The organism is Aminobacter sp. BE322, assembly GCF_050433525.1.
Lineage (GTDB): Bacteria > Pseudomonadota > Alphaproteobacteria > Rhizobiales > Rhizobiaceae > Aminobacter.
In genome coordinates, this window is record NZ_JBNPXB010000012.1 from 1 (window position 1) to 16,766 (window position 16,766).

Genomic DNA, 16,766 nt, shown 5'->3' on the forward strand with positions numbered 1-16,766 from the left:
CGCCTCAACGAGCCGCGCTATGCGTCGCTGCCGAACATCATGAAGGCGAAGAAGAAGCCGCTCGACAAGAAGTCGCCGGCCGATTTCGGCGTCGACACCGCCCCGCGCCTCAAGGTTTTGAAGACCGAAGAGCCGTCTGGCCGCAAGGCCGGCATCAAGGTCGGTAGCGTTGACGAACTCGTCGGCGCCCTGAAGACCGCTGGCATCATCTGAGTTCGAACCGGAAGATCTAGGAGTTTTACAACATGACCATTCTTCTTCTGGCAGAACATGACGGCACCACCGTTTCCGACCAGACCGCCAAGGCCTTGACTGCTGCAACCCAGATTGGTGGCGATGTCCACGTTCTGGTTGCCGGCTCCGGCGCCACGACTGTGGCCGACCAGGCTGCAAAGCTTTCGGGTGTCTCGAAAGTGCTGCTCGCCGACGACACGTCGCTGGCCAATGCACTGGCCGAGCCGCTGGGCGCCCTGATCGTATCGCTGGCGCCCTCCTATGACGTGATCATCGCGCCTGCCACGACCTCTGCCAAGAACGTGCTGCCGCGCGTTGCAGCCTTGCTCGACGTCGCCCAGATATCGGAAATCACCGAGGTCGTTTCGCTTGATACGTTCAAGCGCCCGATCTATGCTGGCAATGCCATCCAGACCGTTCAGTCGAGCGATGCCAAGAAGGTTATCACCGTGCGCACGGCATCCTTTGCCGCAGCGGGCGAAGGCGGCTCGGCCGCGGTGGAAGCGGTCTCGGCAGCGAGCAATCCTGGCGTCTCGTCCTTCGTTTCGGATGCGCTCGCCTCGTCGGAACGTCCGGAACTGACCTCCGCCAAGGTGATCATCTCGGGTGGCCGTGCTCTCGGCTCTGCGGAAAAGTTCAGCGAGGTCATCCTTCCGGTGGCCGACAAGCTGGGTGCCGCCGTCGGCGCATCCCGCGCAGCCGTCGACGCGGGTTACGCTCCGAACGACTGGCAGGTCGGCCAGACCGGCAAGGTCGTTGCGCCGCAGCTTTATATCGCGGTCGGCATTTCGGGTGCGATCCAGCATCTTGCCGGCATGAAGGACAGCAAGGTTATCGTCGCGATCAACAAGGACGAGGAAGCGCCGATCTTCCAGGTCGCCGATTACGGTCTTGTTGGCGATCTCTTCGACATCCTGCCCGAATTGCAGAGAACTCTGGCTTGACGTGTTCGGTACAACTGATCCCATGACGCCGAAATTGAATTCCGGCGTTATGGGACAGACATATCATCACGGCGTAATCGCTCACCCGTCCTGATCAACGCCAACCACCAGTTTCTTGTCATTTGGTATCGATGATGGGCCGTTGGGCGCCTGCAATAGTTCCGGCTTTGGTTCGCACAATACGGCGCTATCCCAATCTCGGCACGCCGAGTTCGGAAGGCGAGGTGACCGCCTTCATCGCCCGCGCCCAGCTCTTCAACCGTTCCGGAGTGAATTTGTCGTAGTACGCCTGGTTCTTCCGACCAATTCCGTGTTCGCCACTATAGCTGCCGCCGAAGTCATTAACGGCTTTCTCGTAGATCCAGCTGCGGAGATTGCCTTCCAGATCCGGATTCAAGGCCGCCTCGCTCCCATGGGGCGCAACGAGGCTCAGATGCACCCCTCCATCTCCCACGTGACCGAAATCGCACATGATGACACCGGGAAAGCGGATTGGCAGTTCGGTTGTTACCGTATCGCAGAATTTCATGACGTCACCCCGCTGAAATGCGAGATCGCATGAAACGAGCCTCCCGCTCTGTTTCAGGCCTTCGGGAATGGAATGCCGGAGCATCCACAGTTGCTGCGATGGGCCAAAGAGCGCATCGGCGAGAAGGTCCGGCTGCGTGTCCCAAATTTCCGCAAGAGCCGTTTCCAATACCTTGTCGAGCGATTGCTCACCGTCACGCGGTTCCCATGTTCGCGTCAGTTCGACAAGCAGCACGTAGTTCGGCACCTGACCACCCACGAACGGGTTCTTCAGTCTCGGGATGCTTTGCAGGGTCAGCCGGATCGCATTGCCCGACATGGCTTCGAACGTCGACAGATATTCCCCGACGCGCCCCTCGATCTCCCGCAGCAGCGGCAATATTGCCGAGGGAGTTGAAGGAACCAGCAGCGCAGCCGCATTCTGCCTCGGAATACGCTCGGCATTGAGGACGCATTCCGTGATGATGCCGAAGGCTCCAGACGTACCGATAAAGAGCTGTTTCCAGTCCACGCCGGTATTGTTCTTTCGCAGCGAACTCCCGAGCGTGACGATGGAGCCTTCCGGATCGGCCAGCACGACCGTAATGCCAAGAACATTACGGCGGACATCGCCGTAGCGGAGAAAGCGCGCGCCTCCGGCATTCGTCGACAACATGCCCCCAAGCCGGGGATTTGCCCCCAAATCGATCGGAAAGAATAACCCATCCGGTTCGAGTGCCGCATTCAGGTCGGACAGGAGAATTCCGGCGTCTGCGCGTACCGACCTGTTGTCGATATCCAGACGCAGGTTCCTCGACAGCCGATCGAGACTCAAGACGGCCTGCGTGCCACTGGCGTCCGGCGTGGAGCCGGAAACAACGCCAGTATTGCCGGCTTGCGGGACAATCGGAATCTCATTGCGGACGCAATAAGAAACTGCTGCCGACACTTCGGCGGTGCTGGTCGGCCTTAATACAAAGGCCGCAACCCCACGGTCAAATCTTGCGCCTTCCTCATAGGCCGCGGCGTCGGCCCCCACCTGCACACCCTCGTCTGACAGGATTGAGCGCAACGCGGCGATATGTTCGTTGAAAGGTGACAATGCCTTATCCTCGCGCGTCAACGCCATGTCTTGTTAAGAGACCGGTTTCAAAAGAGCTTCGCCGAAGGCGGAAAAGCCCGAGCGAACAACCATGATGCGTGTTGCGATCGTCGTGCGCCCAGCGCGCCGGTTCACAAGAGGGATGCTCATTCATGGTCGAGCGTTTCGTCATTCAAACCGCCTCGATAGCGATGGCAATTCCCTGACCGACACCGATGCACATCGTGGCAAGCGCATATTTGCTGCGCCGTTGGGACAGTTCGAGTGCGGCAGTGCCTGCAAGGCGTGCTCCAGACATTCCGAGCGGATGTCCGAGTGCGATCGCGCCGCCATTGGGATTCACGCGCGGATCGTCGTCGGCAATGCCGAGTTCACGCAGGGTCGCCAAACCTTGGGATGCGAATGCTTCGTTGAGCTCGATAACATCAAACTGTTCCTGCCGCATGCCAAGACGAGCCAGGAGCTTCTTGCAGGCGGGTGCTGGCCCGATGCCCATAATCCGTGGTGGCACACCTGCCGTCGCACCGCCGAGAATACGAGCGATGGGGGTTAAGCCATATTTTTCTACAGCGCATTGGGATGCAAGGAGAATAGCGGCGGCTCCATCGTTGACGCCTGACGCATTCCCCGCCGTCACAGTGCCGTCCGGCCGGACGATGGGTTTGAGTTTGGCCAGAACATCTGTCGTCGTGGCACGTGGGTGCTCGTCCGTATCGACGACAAGAGCAGGCCCCTTCTTCTGGGGAATGCTCACTGGCGTGATTTCCCGAGCGAAGCGGCCGCGCGCCTGAGCATCGGCTGCCTTATTTTGTGAGCGCATAGCGAACGCGTCCTGATCGTCGCGACTGACCTTGAAGTCGTCGGCGACATTCTCTGCCGTTTGCGGCATGGAATCGACACCATACTGCTTTTGCATGAGCTCGTTCACGAACCGCCATCCGATGGTCGTGTCATGTATTTCCATCGATCTGGAAAATGATGTCTCTGCCTTCGGCAGAACGAAAGGTGCCCTGCTCATGCTTTCGACACCACCCGTTATCACGAGGTCGGCCTCTCCGGAGATTATGGCGCGTGCGCCCGTGATGGTCGCGTCCATGCCCGAACCACATAGGCGGTTGATCGTCGTACCGGGGACGTTCACGGGAAGCCCAGCCAGTAAGGCCGACATCCGCGCAACATTGCGATTATCCTCGCCGGCCTGGTTGGCGCACCCGAATATGATCTCGTCAATGGCCTCGTAGTCGAGACCGGGATGTTGCGCCATCAGCGCCTTAAGCGGAACCGCTCCCAGATCATCGGCTCGAACCGAAGACAGGGAACCGCCGAAGCGACCAATCGGTGTGCGAATATAGGCGCAGATATAGGCCTGGGGCATCTGGATCTCCGAAAGATAACTGGGTTTCAATCGAGCAAGCCGGGATTTCCGCGCCGGCCGCCGCCGGCGACGATCGCGAGATCGCGGCTCAAGGTTTCACGCGGCTGCTGCTTGGCCCAGAAAAGCGGACCACCGAGATGTTTCGGAAAGCCGTAACCGTTGGTCAGGACCAGATCGATGTCCGAGGCCCTGCTGGCGATACCGTCCTCGAGGACCAGAAGCGCCTCGTTGACAATTGCGCAAAGTGCTCGCGTCTGAATGGCTGCAGGATCGAGTGAGTGGGCGGCGACGCCGGCCAGCGCCCGCGCTTCTGCAAGAAAATCCTCGACCGTGGGGTCCGGCAGCCGTTTGCCGTTTTCGTAACGATACCAGCCGCTTCCGGTTTTTCGACCAAGCCGATTGGCCGCGACAAGCCACTCGAGGACCGGGACATCCCGGCTCTTGTCACCGGTGGCGTCCTGCTTGCGTTTGCGGTTTGCCCACGCGATATCGAGGCCGGAAAGGTCCGAAACGCTAAACGGCCCCATGGCAAAGCCGAGAGCTTCGATTGCGTCATCCACATTGTCCGGGCTCGCGCCCTCGATCAGCATGGTTTCGCATTGTGCGCGATAGGCGTTATAGATGCGGTTGCCGATAAATCCTTCGCCAACTCCCGAGACCACCGCGACTTTTCGAAGGCGCTTTGCCAGTGCAGTACTCGTTCGCAGGACCTGCGGCGATGTCATGGTTCCGCGAACAATCTCGAGGAGTTTCATGATATGTGCGGGCGCAAAGAAATGAAGACCAACCACGGCTTCCGGCCGGGTTGTCGCCGTCGCAATTTCGTTGAGATCGAGATAGGAAGTGTTGCTTGCAAGGATTGCGCCAGATTTCGCGACCTGATCAAATTTCGCCATGAGATCTTTCTTGACAGCGAGATCCTCGAAGACGGCCTCCAGAAGCACGTCACAATCAGCGAGATCCTCGACGCTTGGGACCAGAAGAAGCTCCGCGGGATCAGCGGCTTTTTGCAGAAAGGCCTTTATGCGATCTTCGGCGCTTGCAAGAGCTTCGGTCTTCAGGTCGGTGAGCTTGACGGCATAGCCGGCGCCAAGGAAAGCCGCCGAGATCCCGCAACCCATGGTGCCCGCGCCGACTATGCCGATTGTCGTCACCGGCAGGGGATCGACATTGTCCAGACCATCGATCCGCGAAGCCTGACGTTGCGCAAAGAATAAATGCCGAAGGGCAGCGGATTCCTCGGAGTCGCGCAGGCGCAGGAAGGCATTTCTGGCGCTAGCGGCAGCCTCGTCGAACGACGAGGTCACGGCCTTGGTGACCGCCTCCACCTGATCATGAACAAAGGGTCTGCCGCGACCACGTTTCAAAACCCGCTCGACGGCAACCCCGAAGGTTTCCTCGTCGAAGGAGGCGATTTCCCGATCGCGAACCTTTTTCTTTTCGGCCCCAAAAGCATATGCGAACGCAATCGCATCTTCGGGCAGCCTTGTCACAATGGCATCGATGAGACCAAGCGACCGGGCTTCCGCGGATTTGACTTGCCGGCAGGAGGCAATCATTTCCAAGGCGGTTACTGCGTCCGTCAATCGTGGCAGGCGGGCCGTACCGCCTGCTCCTGGAACAATGCCAAACGTGCCTTCCGGCAGTCCGACTGCTGCCTTTTCCGTGGCGATGCGGGCGTCGCAGGCGAGGGCTATTTCGTATCCCCCGCCAAGGGCTGCGCCATCGATAGCGGCAATGACGGGTTTACCGCATTGTTCGATTGCATCGATGACGTCGGGCAATGTCGGGCTGGTCAGAGGCCTTCCGAACTCCCTTAGATCGGCGCCTGCGATAAATGTTCCGTGCCCTCCCATCAAGACGATGGACTGGATGCGGCTATCCGATGAAAGTTTGCTTATTCCATCGATGATTGCAGAACGGAGATCTCGCGATAGCGCGTTGACCGGAGGATTATCGAGGGTCAACAAACCCACACCGTCTACCACATCAATGGTCACAAGATGGGTTTTGGGGCCGAGAGGATCGTTCGAGATCGTTTCAGTGGACATAGCAGATACTCGTCAGGGTTCATGCCAGGGAGAATCGCCTCATACGCAACCGAGTGGATACGCAAGGCAAGACAGCGTGGTGCGAGCCTCCTTAAGAGGCCGCTTTGATCATGTTCTTCGCGATCACGATCTGCTGGATTTGCGTTGTTCCTTCGTAGATCCGGAACAGCCGGGCATCCCGGTAAAACCGCTCGATGCCGTATTCGGCCATGTAGCCCGCGCCCCCGTGGATCTGAACCGCGCGATCCGCCACCCTGCCGACCATCTCGCTTGCAAACATCTTGCAACATGCCGCATCGGTCGTGACATCCTGACCACCATCGCGGCGACGCGCCGTTTCCATCACCATGCAGCGGGCTGCATATGCTTCCGTGCGACTGTCTGCGAGCATTGCCTGTATAAGCTGGAACTCGGCGATGGGCTGACCGAACTGTTTCCGATCGATCGCATATCGCAAACTATCTTCGATCAGGCGCTCTGCCATGGCGACACAGATGGCGGAAATGTGCAGTCTGCCGCGATCAAGCGTCTTCATCGCGGTGCGGAAACCTTCGTTCTCAACACCGCCCAAGAGGGCATCGAAGGGGACAAGGCAGTTTTCCAGGATCACATCCGATGTGTGCGATCCCTTTTGACCCATCTTCTTGTCGATGGGACCGAGAGAGAGGCCCGGTGTTCCTGCATCGACGAGGAAAGCGGAAACGCCACGTCCACCCGGCTTTGACATATCGGTCCTTGCGAACACGGTAAAGACGCCGGCGTGGGGTGCATTGGTGATAAATCGCTTTGTTCCGTTTATCACATAGCCATTTTCTGTTCGTCTTGCTGTGGTGCGAAGAGAAGCAGCATCCGATCCCGCCTCGGGCTCCGTCAATGCGAATGAGCTGATAAGCTCGCCGGTTGCCAAGCGCGGCAGATATTTCTGCTTCTGCTCAAAGGTGCCGTCGAGAATGATGCCGAGCGAACCGATGCCGTTGTTCGTGCCGATCATGGAGCGAAAGGCCGGCGACGTTTTGCCGAGCTCCAGCGCTATACGCACCTCCTCTTCCATATTCAGTCCGAGGCCGCCGTATTCCTCCGGGATCGTGAGCCCGAACAGGCCGAGTTCCGCGATTTCGGAGCGGATGCTGTGTGGGATGGCGTCCTCTTCGGCGACTTGCGCCTCCAGCGGGCGAAGACGCTCGCGTACGAACCGGGCGACGGTGTTGACGAGTTCGTTCAAAGTATCAGCATCGAGTGCCATGTTCATCCTCTCCAGCAGGTCGCAACGCATCGGAGAAGGATATATACTGTTCAGTCGGTAAGTAAATACATTTCTGTTCCAAGGCGCTCGCTGCTGGGTGGCTGGTCATGCGCAGCGATTGTCACTGCGCATGACCGGCGTCGCTTGGTTATCTCCGGGTCCGGTGTGTCTTCCTTGGGAGCGATGCCCATTCACTGGTTGACAATCAGTCCGATATATATACTGTTCCGTCGGAATGTAAGTTTTGCGGATTGCGTCAGGGTCGCGATTGCGAGGAGCGAAGGCTTACAGGCATCCCACAGACAAACTCCAAAAAGAGGGCCGCGTTTAGCGATGAGCATTGCATTGAAGGGCATCAAAGTACTCGACCTGTCGCGTGTCCTAGCCGGTCCGTGGGCCACCATGACACTGGGTGACTTGGGGGCTGATGTGCTGAAGGTTGAACAGCCTGGCTCTGGCGATGATACCCGGACGTGGATGCCGCCGTCGGTCGAAGGCATCTCGACGTACTATCTCGGTGCAAATCGCAACAAGAAGAGCGTTGCCATCGATATCGCCAAGCGGGAAGGGCGCGAATTGATTATCGAGTTAGCTAAAAGATGCGACATTTTGGTCGAGAACTTCCGGCCCGCTTCATTAAAGAAATTCAAGCTCACTTACGAGGATTTGAAAGAGATCAATCCCAGGCTGATCTTTTGTTCGATTTCCGGCTATGGGCGCGGCCATGAACTCGAGGATCGTCCCGGTTACGACTTCATCATTCAGGCCGAATCTGGGTTCATGTCGATCACAGGCGCCGCGGAAGGCGAGCCTATGCGCCTGGGGGTGGCGTTTGTCGACCTCATATCCGGAATGAATGCGGTTCAAGCGATCCTCGCGGCCTTGTTCATGAGGGAGCGCACTGGCGTTGGGCAATGGATCGATATCAGCTTGACGGACAGTGCGATGTTCATGCTCGCAAATGTGGCGTCGGGCCACCTCAACACGCAGAGAGAAGCGCAGCGCTACGGAAACGCACATCCGAGCATCGTACCATACCAGCTTTTTGATTGTGCCGATGGTCGCATTGCATTAGCCGTCGGCAACGACGAGCAGTTCCGACGCTTTTGTAAGGTTATCGGCAACGACGCGCTCGCCGCCGATGCCCGGTTCGCGACCAACAGGGGCCGAACCGAGCTGCGAGATCAGCTGCTTCCCATCATCGCCGACTGTCTCCACCACCGGACGCTCCAGGAGCTCATCACCGAACTGCGTTTAGCCGGAGTTCCGGCGGGCGAGCTTCGTACCGTAAGCCAAGCCTTTAGCAGCGCGGTTTCGGCCCTTCGCGAGACCGTGGTTTCCGTGCCATCTGAGAAACTCGGAACCTTCCGCTCGGTGAGAAACCCTCTGCGCATGTCTGAAAGCCCCTTTTCTGCTCCGACCGTGCCGCCGGATGTCGGTGAAAACACGCGTGATGTCCTAATGGCCGAACTGGATCTGTCCAGCGAACGGATTGATCAGTTGCAGTCCATCGGTGCGATCGCCTGCTGGCCGATCTCTGGAGGAAAGTAGTGCCAATGCCCGGACAAACTTCGCACAGCCGAAGTCAGCCGCCAATCATAGTGATGGCAGGTTGCGGATCGGTCCTTGCCGCCGCCCGCGCCGCTGATGAGCGTCGCAAAGGCGGCTTGCAGTCGGCCCACGCGTTGCATCGTTTGCAAAATATTTTTTCCCCCGGCATCCGCGTGCAGGATAGCTCGTTGGCCGGTCTTTCAGTTTTACAAATCGTCCGAAGGTGAACGAAGTATGCCCTCAGATACGCATGCAAACGAAATGAACGGTGCGGAAAGCCTCGTGCAAACACTGCTGAATTCCGGTGTCGACACGTGTTTCGCTAATCCGGGGACGAGCGAAATGCATTTCGTCGGTGCGCTTGACCGCATTCCCGGCATGCGCTGCGTTCTCGGTCTCCAGGAAAACGTCGTTACAGGCATGGCCGACGGCTACTATCGCATCGCGCGCAAGCCCGCCTGCACACTCCTGCACTGCGGTCCAGGGTTGGCAAACGGAATGGGAAACCTGCACAATGCCCGTCGCGCGCACGCTGGCATCGTCAACATTGTCGGCGACCAGGCGACATATCACCGACCCTATGATGCACCACTCACCGCGGACACCGAGGGCATGGCGCGTACAGTGTCGCATTGGGTGCGAACGAGTACTGATGCTGCTGAGGTCGGCCGGGACGCCGCGCTGGCGGTGCAGAATGCCCGAGCTCTCAGCGGGCAGATTTCCACCCTCATCCTCCCCGCTGACGCATCGTGGAACCGCGGCGGTGTTGTTGCCAATCCATTGCCGGTTCCCGCTTCTCCCGCGATCGATCCGCACGCGGTGGAAAATGTCGCTCGGGTTCTGCGCTCCAATCGCAATGTGCTCATCCTGCTGGCCGATCAGGCAACTCTGGCAACGTCGCAACGCCTCGCATGGCGGATCGCCGACGCCACCGGCGCGCATCTTCTGGCATCCTATAGCAACGGTCACATGCAGCGGGGCCGCGGCCGGCTTGCATTGGAGCGCGTGCCTTATGGTACGGACGCCGCTATAAAGACCCTCAGTCAGTATGACCATATTGTCTTGGTCAACGCAAAAGCGCCCGTCGGCTTCTTTGCATATCCGGAACAGCCGTCGATACAGTATTCGTCAAGCGCGCAGATCCATGTCCTTTCCCGTTCCGACCAGGATTCCGATGTCGCGCTGACCATGCTTGTCGAGGAACTTGGTGCTAGAGAAATTGCGATCCCGGATGCCGGATGCAGGCCAAATCCGGCGCGCGGCGCGACCACGCAGGAAAATCTGGCCGTGACGCTCGCCGCGTTGATGCCCGAGAATTCCATCATCTCAAACGAGAGCATTTCATATGGTAGAGACTTCTACAAACTGACGCATAACGCGCCTGCCCACGATTGGCTCAATCTGAGTGGCGGCGCAATCGGGGACGGCCTGCCTGTGGCGACCGGGGCGGCCGTGGCGGGTGGAGATCGCCGAGTCATCAGTCTGCAGGCCGATGGCTCTGCCATGTACTCGCTTCAATCCCTCTGGACACAGGCGAGAGAGAGACTTCCTTGCACAACGATTTTGCTCAACAACCGAAAATACAATATTCTGATCGGTGAGTACAAGAATGTCGGTGCTGTTCCGGGGCCGACGGCGATGGGGATGCTTGATCTCTCCAACCCCGATCTTGACTGGGTCCAACTGGCAAACGGCATGGGTGTTGAGGCGGCGCGTGCTACCACAATGGAAGAATGCGCAGACTTGATGCAGCAGAGTTTCAAACAAAAGGCGCCATTCCTCATCGACCTTATCATCTGAAAACCGGGCTAACCCTTTGCTCGCCCGCGGGCGAAGAGCTTCTAATTTAACATCGGAGATCGCAATGCTGGACAAGAAGCTATTTTACATTGATGGCCAGTGGGTTGCGCCACTCGAACCGCGAGAACTGCCGGTGGTCGATCCTTCCACAGAGGAGCCGGTCGCCTCAATCAGCATTGGCAGCGCCGGCGATGCTGATCGCGCCGTCGCTGCGGCAAAAAGTGCGTTCGAAAGCTGGTCGAAGACGAGTCCGGCAGAGCGTTTGAGTTTGGTCGAGCGACTGCTGGATATATACACAAGACGGGCCGAGGAGATGGCGCAGGCGATCAGCATCGAGATGGGTGCGCCAATCGACATGGCCCTCCAGAAACAGGTTGGCGCCGGCACCTGGCACATCTCGAACTTCATTACCGCGTTTAGGGACTTTCAGTTCATTCGGCCGTTGGGATCGCATGCGCCGAACGACCGTATACTAATGGACCCCATCGGCGTTGTCGGACTGATCACGCCTTGGAACTGGCCAATGAACCAGGTGACGCTGAAAGTCATCCCAGCGCTTTTGGCTGGTTGCACTATGGTTCATAAGCCATCGGAAATAGCGCCGCTTTCGTCGATGCTCTTCGCCGACTATATCGACCAGGCAGGTTTCCCAAAGGGTGTGTTCAATCTCGTGAACGGAGATGGCTTGGGCGTCGGCACGCGCCTCTCGTCGCACCCCGATGTGGAGATGATTAGCTTTACGGGTTCGACCCGGGCAGGCATCGCCATCTCGAAAACTGCGTCTGAAACCCTCAAGCGCGTGGTGTTGGAGCTCGGTGGCAAGGGAGCGAATCTGGTATTTGCCGATGCGGATCCGGAGGCGGTCAAGCGCGGTGTCCTTCATTGTTTCAACAATACCGGACAAAGCTGCAACGCCCCCACGCGGATGCTGGTCGAACGATCGATTTATGACCACGCTGTCGCCGAGGCCGAGGCCGTTGCCAACACGGTCGTGGTCGATTCCGGTCACAAGCCGGGCACACATATCGGGCCGCTCGCCTCCGAGGCCCAGTTCCAGAAGGTTCAGGAGATGATTCAAAAGGGAATTGACGAGGGTGCCCGCCTTGTCGCCGGAGGGCTTGGCCGTCCGGATGGACAGGATCGAGGATATTTCGTACGCCCGACCATCTTTGCCGATGCGGACAATCAGATGGCCATTGCTCGCGAAGAGATTTTTGGCCCGGTCCTCACCATCATCCCCTTCGATACCGAAGAGGAGGCCATCGAGATCGCCAACGACACGCCTTACGGTCTGTCGAACTATGTTCAATCCAGTGACGGAGAAAAGCGCAACCGCGTCGCATCGCGCCTGCGGGCTGGAATGATCGAGATGAATGGTAATCCGCGCGGCGCCGGTTCTCCCTTCGGGGGTGTGAAGGCGTCCGGTCGCGCCCGCGAGGGCGGTGTCTGGGGAATCGAAGAGTTTCTGGAAGCTAAAGCCGTTTCGGGCTGGGCGGCGCCGTAAACCACACGACGGGTGATTGGCGAGGGCTCACTTTGCCAGTAACGAGATCACGCCGCGTTCGATAATTGAACGCGGCGTTCGTTTTGCATCGTCTACGAAGACGAAATACTACTCGATCTTGTCTTCCAGTCCCGCAGGGGCGAGCTTCACAAGCATCCGGTCTAATGCTAACATCGGCCGTTCCGCCTTTTCAGCGACGTCTTTTCTTGCTAGGGCCCCTCGTATAGCTGTCCCACCCAGGTATCCAAACAAACGTGGAGGGAATCGGCGGGCTTTCCCATTAACCAACCCATTCTCGGTCCACCGCTCTTTGCGATCCAATGCCAGCCCGGCAAGAATTCGTCCACCAATGCGGCTTGGGTTCACCCCGTTGCCACTCCATCCAAACCCGTAAAGGATGTTGGGAGAGGATTGCAAACGTCCAAGCAACGGCAGGCCATTGTAGCTGCGATCGATCGGGCCGGACCAGCTTTTGTCGATCACTACATCGCGCAGCATTGGATAGATCCGGTTGAAGTCAGAAATCGTGTTGGCTATGTCGCGGTCGAACCGGAGTTTTTGCGACAGCGAGTTTCCCGAATAAAGGACGCTACCGCCACCCTGTCCGAAAATAATGCGCCCGTCCCGGGTCGTCCTGTAATAATTTACCAGGCTCTGGGAGTCGGCGATACTTTCGCCGCCTGTCCAGCCAATCTTTTCCAGCAAACCTGGGATCTTCTCTGTAGCGATGACGCTGCTGGCTATGTTGAACAGGTACGGCGATAATTCGCTGACTTCAGTCGTCCATGCATTCGTTGCTAGGATGACCTTGTCACATACGATCCTCGCTTTTCTCGTCTGAAGAACAGAGGGGGATGTCCTCGCGAAATGCAAGACCGGGCTGTCCTCATAGATTGCAACCCCCAGCTGGCGCGCAACACGCGCCAGGCCGGCGACCAGTTTTCCAGGGTGAACCGTGCCCGAACGGCGTTCGAGGACGCCCGCGACATGGATGCTGGAGCCCGTTCGCCGCGCAACGTCTTCCTGTTCCAACACGTGGAATATTCTGTCCCGCCCGAGTTTCCGGCAGAGGTCAACGATGCCGTTCCACGAACCAGCATGTTTTGCCAGCGTCGCCGCCCAGATCCAGCCTGCCTCGGTGAAGTCGGCATCGATATCGTTGTCACGCAGGAACTCGCCGATCGCCGAAACGGATTCCGTTGTCTGATCCGCCAACCAAAGCGCATCATCAGTTCCACACATGGTTCTGAGACTGGCGAGTTTCGGCCACCAAGTCATAAGAAATCCGCCATTCAATCCGGACGCGCCGTGGCCGACCTGGTCTTTTTCGAACACGGCCACGCGTGCGTTTGGCTCAAGTTGCTTGATAAAAATGCTCGTCCAAAGACCAACAAAACCACCACCGATCACCGCAATGTCAAATTTTAAATCACCCGCAGCGATCGGATAGTTTTCAACATTTTCTCTTACATCATGCAGCCATTGTGAGTGCGCCATCGTATCCATCACTGATATATTGCCGTGGTGCCGGCTTCTGAAGATCCGCCACGAACATTTGCTTGAACTAACTTGTGCAGAAAAGCGGCCTCATCCGATTGCGATTGCCGTCGTAGGGCAGGCATAACAGCACGAAAGCATGTCGAGACATCGTCTTGTGACCGAGAGCATATCCGGCGAAATCTCAGTCGCTTTCAATGTTCTATGCCTTTGCTCCAGGCGTTTCCGAAGCAAAACCGCGACGCACTTTTGCTGGAAATTATCTGGAACGCGCCGTGCGATATCAGAACACGAACGATATTAATTGATGACAAAAATTACTGTTAGTGATAATTTTTTGCATGCATCATGAGATTTTTTCAGTAACCCATGACCGATCACAACAAACGTCTTCCATCAATGAGTTCGCTTTCAGCCCTGGAAGCAGTGGCTCGGCACAAAAGCATAACCCGTGCGGCGCAAGAACTTGGCAGAACGCCAAGTGCGCTGAGCCACCAGCTACGTTTTCTTGAAGAGGAGTTGGGATCGCCATTAACGGTGCGGGACGGAAAACGGATTGAGTTGACCCTCTTTGGTGCACGTTATGCAAATGAAGTGCGCAAGGCGTTCTCGGTGTTGTCCGGAGCGGCCGGCATCGCGGGTGACATAGGTCACCAAGGTCGGTTGACAATCAGCTCGACAACCGGATTCGGTACGTACTGGCTTTGCAAGAACCTCTACAGTTTCAGAGCTACATTCCCGCATGTGATGCTGACTTTAAGGGTACCGCCGACATTGACTGACGTCAGCGATCCCGACGTCGATGTGTTCATTGTGCACGGCAGAGCCGGAACGTGGCCTAACCATTGGTCCGAGCTTCTTTCAGAAACCCATTACGTGCCAATCTGCAGCCCTTCGTTTCTAAACGAAAGGGGAGGAAAAATTACGGTCGACGATTTGGGCAGTATTCCGCTGATCCATCTGAATGGCACTCAAGACTGGGCGCTTTGGTGTTCTTCCAGGGGGGTAGAAATGCCTCTGCCTGAGACAGGGATTTTTTTCGAAAATATCGCATTTTCTTTAACTGCGGCGACAAGCGGCCTCGGGGTTGCGCTCGGCGTCGATATCTTCTCGCGTCCAGCTCTCACGGAAGGCAAACTCGTCCAGGTCTTGCAGCATGAGGTCAAGGCGTCGGATTCATACTTCATCGTAACGAAATACGAGAAACGCGATCAGGCCATAGTCAAATTGTTCATCGACTGGCTGAAAAACACGTTCAATGCTTCGTATCATCAGGACTAGCCTTCATGCTGTTTGCTTATGCTAGGGTGAGTTGCCGCTTGGCCGCCCAAGCGAATTCTTCCAAATAGGACTTGAGATTTCGGTGCGGAGGCGTGTTCGGCTTCCTTGGCGCTGAATACATGCGCGACGTGTCTAGGCAATATGGCGACGACCAGATCCCGGCTTTGGGGTTCGAGACATTTGTTGTGGCGACATCGATCCTCGCGCGGATGATATGACGATCGCGGCGGTCCCTTCGCAGATTAAAATCAAATGCGGTGTCGTCATCGGCTGACCGAGCGAAGTGCGCGAACACAGGGCACGCTTCGATGGTGACCGAGAATCGCCTCACATTTAGTTACCGACGGAACGGTATATAGTGTTGCCAACCGCTTTACGGCGAGCTAAAGATTGAAAATCGAATAACCCTCATCGTCGACTCTGGGAGCAGCGAGCGCCGCAATTCGATCGCGAAGGTGAATTTTTCTCAGCTATAAGCGGCAAATTTTGCAATTTACATTGCAATTTTTCATCGTTACCGTCCCGCAAATGGGAGCGTCAGACAGTGCAGCATTAGGGAGTGTGGAATGCCGCAGAATTCACCAACCAGCATGGCCTCGCGTTTGGACGCGGTTGGAATCAGCAAATGCTACGGCACGTTTCGAGCACTCACGGATATAAACGTGACAATTTCTCCCGGTGAGTTTCTGACCCTCCTGGGGCCGTCCGGCTCGGGGAAAACGACCTTTCTCATGTCTCTGGCGGGCTTTGCTGCACCGACAAGTGGAGAAATACTTGAGAATGGGGAGGAGATTACGCATCGATCCCCCGATCAGCGTAATTTCGGAATGGTTTTCCAGGGGTATGCCCTTTTCCCGCACATGTCGGTTCTGGAGAACGTCATCTTCCCACTTAAGCTTCGCAAGATATCGAAAGATGAGCGAACACGGCGGGCCAAAGATATGCTCGACCGTGTCGGCCTCGCGGCTCATATCGCGAAACGACCTTCCGAGCTGTCGGGTGGGCAGCAACAGCGCGTCGCGCTCGCCCGGTCTCTCGTGTACCGGCCGCCAGTCCTGTTGCTGGACGAGCCGTTTTCGGCACTCGACAAGGCGCTGAAATCCGACTTGCAGTCCGAGCTCCGCTCTATTCATCGAGATCTTGGGACGACATGTGTTTTCGTCACCCATGATCAGAGCGAGGCCTTGGCGCTATCTGACAGAATAGCGATCTTCAATGAGGGATCGATCAGTCAAATCGGCGCGCCCAGAGAAATCTATCGCCATCCAAACAACCGCTTCGTTGCGAACTTTCTTGGACGCATCAATCTCATGCGGCTATCCGATGTGTCATTGCAGCAGGGTATGGCCACAGGCCTGCACGGTGGCGTCACGCTTCGCTGTCACACCGATAGGGCTGATGGCCGCCTGCGCGAGGCGACGCTCGCTGTTCGCCCGGAATATGTGCGGCTGGAGCAAGCATTCGACAGAGGGAACAGCCTGCCCGTAACGGTCACGGAGGTTGTGTATAACGGCTCTTGTCTGTCCATATCCGTATTAACTTCGGAGGGCACGAAGCTGCTAGTCGATGTACCCGACCAGGACAACGTGCCAAAACCGGGGGACCATGGTCACGTTAGCTGGGCCGCAGCGGACGGCGCACTTCTGCCCGACGGGCAAGAATAATACTGTTTGGAGC

The 16,766-nt window shown here is 57.3% G+C and carries 11 protein-coding genes and 1 pseudogene; 7 read left to right on the forward strand and 5 right to left on the reverse strand.

What is annotated here, in order from left to right:
• Both J2X50_RS16710 and J2X50_RS16715 read left to right on the forward strand, forming a co-directional pair.
• Window positions 1–213, forward strand: a pseudogene (locus J2X50_RS16710) (electron transfer flavoprotein subunit beta/FixA family protein); the annotation flags it as partial.
• Window positions 214–245: 32 nt separating this feature from the next.
• Window positions 246–1,178, forward strand: coding sequence for an electron transfer flavoprotein subunit alpha/FixB family protein (locus J2X50_RS16715; RefSeq protein WP_306041287.1), 933 nt, complete (start codon window positions 246–248; stop codon window positions 1,176–1,178).
• Between the two features lie 187 nt (window positions 1,179–1,365).
• On the opposite strand, the gene J2X50_RS16720 is transcribed toward J2X50_RS16715, so the two are convergent.
• The 4 genes from J2X50_RS16720 to J2X50_RS16735 form a co-directional block, all read right to left on the reverse strand.
• A complete protein-coding gene (locus J2X50_RS16720; RefSeq protein WP_429096685.1) occupies window positions 1,366–2,787 on the reverse strand; it encodes an FAD-binding oxidoreductase in 1,422 nt (473 codons plus the stop codon).
• 172 nt (window positions 2,788–2,959) lie between these two features.
• A complete protein-coding gene (pcaF, locus tag J2X50_RS16725; protein WP_306041290.1) occupies window positions 2,960–4,162 on the reverse strand; it encodes a 3-oxoadipyl-CoA thiolase in 1,203 nt (400 codons plus the stop codon).
• A 26-nt stretch (window positions 4,163–4,188) separates the two neighbouring features.
• A complete protein-coding gene (locus tag J2X50_RS16730) occupies window positions 4,189–6,213 on the reverse strand; it encodes a 3-hydroxyacyl-CoA dehydrogenase NAD-binding domain-containing protein (RefSeq protein WP_306041291.1) in 2,025 nt (674 codons plus the stop codon).
• 91 nt (window positions 6,214–6,304) lie between these two features.
• Window positions 6,305–7,456, reverse strand: coding sequence for an acyl-CoA dehydrogenase family protein (locus tag J2X50_RS16735; protein WP_306041293.1), 1,152 nt, complete (start codon window positions 7,454–7,456; stop codon window positions 6,305–6,307).
• A 333-nt stretch (window positions 7,457–7,789) separates the two neighbouring features.
• Here J2X50_RS16735 and J2X50_RS16740 point away from each other — a divergent pair, with 333 nt between their 5' ends.
• The 3 genes from J2X50_RS16740 (at window position 7,790) to J2X50_RS16750 (ending at window position 12,311) form a co-directional block, all read left to right on the forward strand.
• Complete coding sequence (locus J2X50_RS16740; protein ID WP_306041295.1) at window positions 7,790–9,007, forward strand: CaiB/BaiF CoA transferase family protein; 1,218 nt, start codon at window positions 7,790–7,792, stop codon at window positions 9,005–9,007.
• Window positions 9,008–9,268: 261 nt separating this feature from the next.
• Entirely contained in the window at window positions 9,269–10,807 is a 1,539-nt protein-coding gene (locus tag J2X50_RS16745) for an acetolactate synthase large subunit (protein WP_306041336.1), read from the forward strand.
• Window positions 10,808–10,871: 64 nt separating this feature from the next.
• Window positions 10,872–12,311: an aldehyde dehydrogenase family protein gene (locus J2X50_RS16750; RefSeq protein WP_306041299.1), complete on the forward strand. Its 1,440-nt coding sequence runs from the start codon at window positions 10,872–10,874 to the stop codon at window positions 12,309–12,311.
• A 108-nt stretch (window positions 12,312–12,419) separates the two neighbouring features.
• Here J2X50_RS16750 and J2X50_RS16755 read toward each other — a convergent pair whose 3' ends face one another.
• The gene (locus J2X50_RS16755) at window positions 12,420–13,817 is read right to left on the reverse strand and encodes an NAD(P)/FAD-dependent oxidoreductase (RefSeq protein ID WP_306041337.1); all 1,398 of its coding nucleotides are present in this window, start codon (window positions 13,815–13,817) and stop codon (window positions 12,420–12,422) included.
• A 360-nt stretch (window positions 13,818–14,177) separates the two neighbouring features.
• Here J2X50_RS16755 and J2X50_RS16760 point away from each other — a divergent pair, with 360 nt between their 5' ends.
• Entirely contained in the window at window positions 14,178–15,089 is a 912-nt protein-coding gene (locus J2X50_RS16760) for a LysR substrate-binding domain-containing protein (protein ID WP_191192690.1), read from the forward strand.
• Between the two features lie 566 nt (window positions 15,090–15,655).
• Window positions 15,656–16,753 (forward strand): ABC transporter ATP-binding protein, encoded by a 1,098-nt coding sequence (locus J2X50_RS16765; RefSeq protein WP_306041304.1) that lies wholly within the window; start codon window positions 15,656–15,658, stop codon window positions 16,751–16,753.
• The last annotated feature ends 13 nt before the right edge of the window (window positions 16,754–16,766 follow it).

Excerpts from the sequence above, each read along its gene's own strand:
- J2X50_RS16755 (WP_306041337.1), bottom strand. The coding sequence starts at position 13,817 with ATGGATACGATGGCGCACTCACAATGGCTGCATGATGTAAGAGAAAAT.
- pcaF (WP_306041290.1), bottom strand. The coding sequence starts at position 4,162 with ATGCCCCAGGCCTATATCTGCGCCTATATTCGCACACCGATTGGTCGC.
- J2X50_RS16735 (WP_306041293.1), bottom strand. The coding sequence starts at position 7,456 with ATGGCACTCGATGCTGATACTTTGAACGAACTCGTCAACACCGTCGCC.
- J2X50_RS16765 (WP_306041304.1), top strand. The coding sequence starts at position 15,656 with ATGCCGCAGAATTCACCAACCAGCATGGCCTCGCGTTTGGACGCGGTT.
- J2X50_RS16760 (WP_191192690.1), top strand. The coding sequence starts at position 14,178 with ATGACCGATCACAACAAACGTCTTCCATCAATGAGTTCGCTTTCAGCC.
- J2X50_RS16750 (WP_306041299.1), top strand. The coding sequence starts at position 10,872 with ATGCTGGACAAGAAGCTATTTTACATTGATGGCCAGTGGGTTGCGCCA.
- J2X50_RS16745 (WP_306041336.1), top strand. The coding sequence starts at position 9,269 with ATGAACGGTGCGGAAAGCCTCGTGCAAACACTGCTGAATTCCGGTGTC.
- J2X50_RS16740 (WP_306041295.1), top strand. The coding sequence starts at position 7,790 with ATGAGCATTGCATTGAAGGGCATCAAAGTACTCGACCTGTCGCGTGTC.
- J2X50_RS16715 (WP_306041287.1), top strand. The coding sequence starts at position 246 with ATGACCATTCTTCTTCTGGCAGAACATGACGGCACCACCGTTTCCGAC.
- J2X50_RS16730 (WP_306041291.1), bottom strand. The coding sequence starts at position 6,213 with ATGTCCACTGAAACGATCTCGAACGATCCTCTCGGCCCCAAAACCCAT.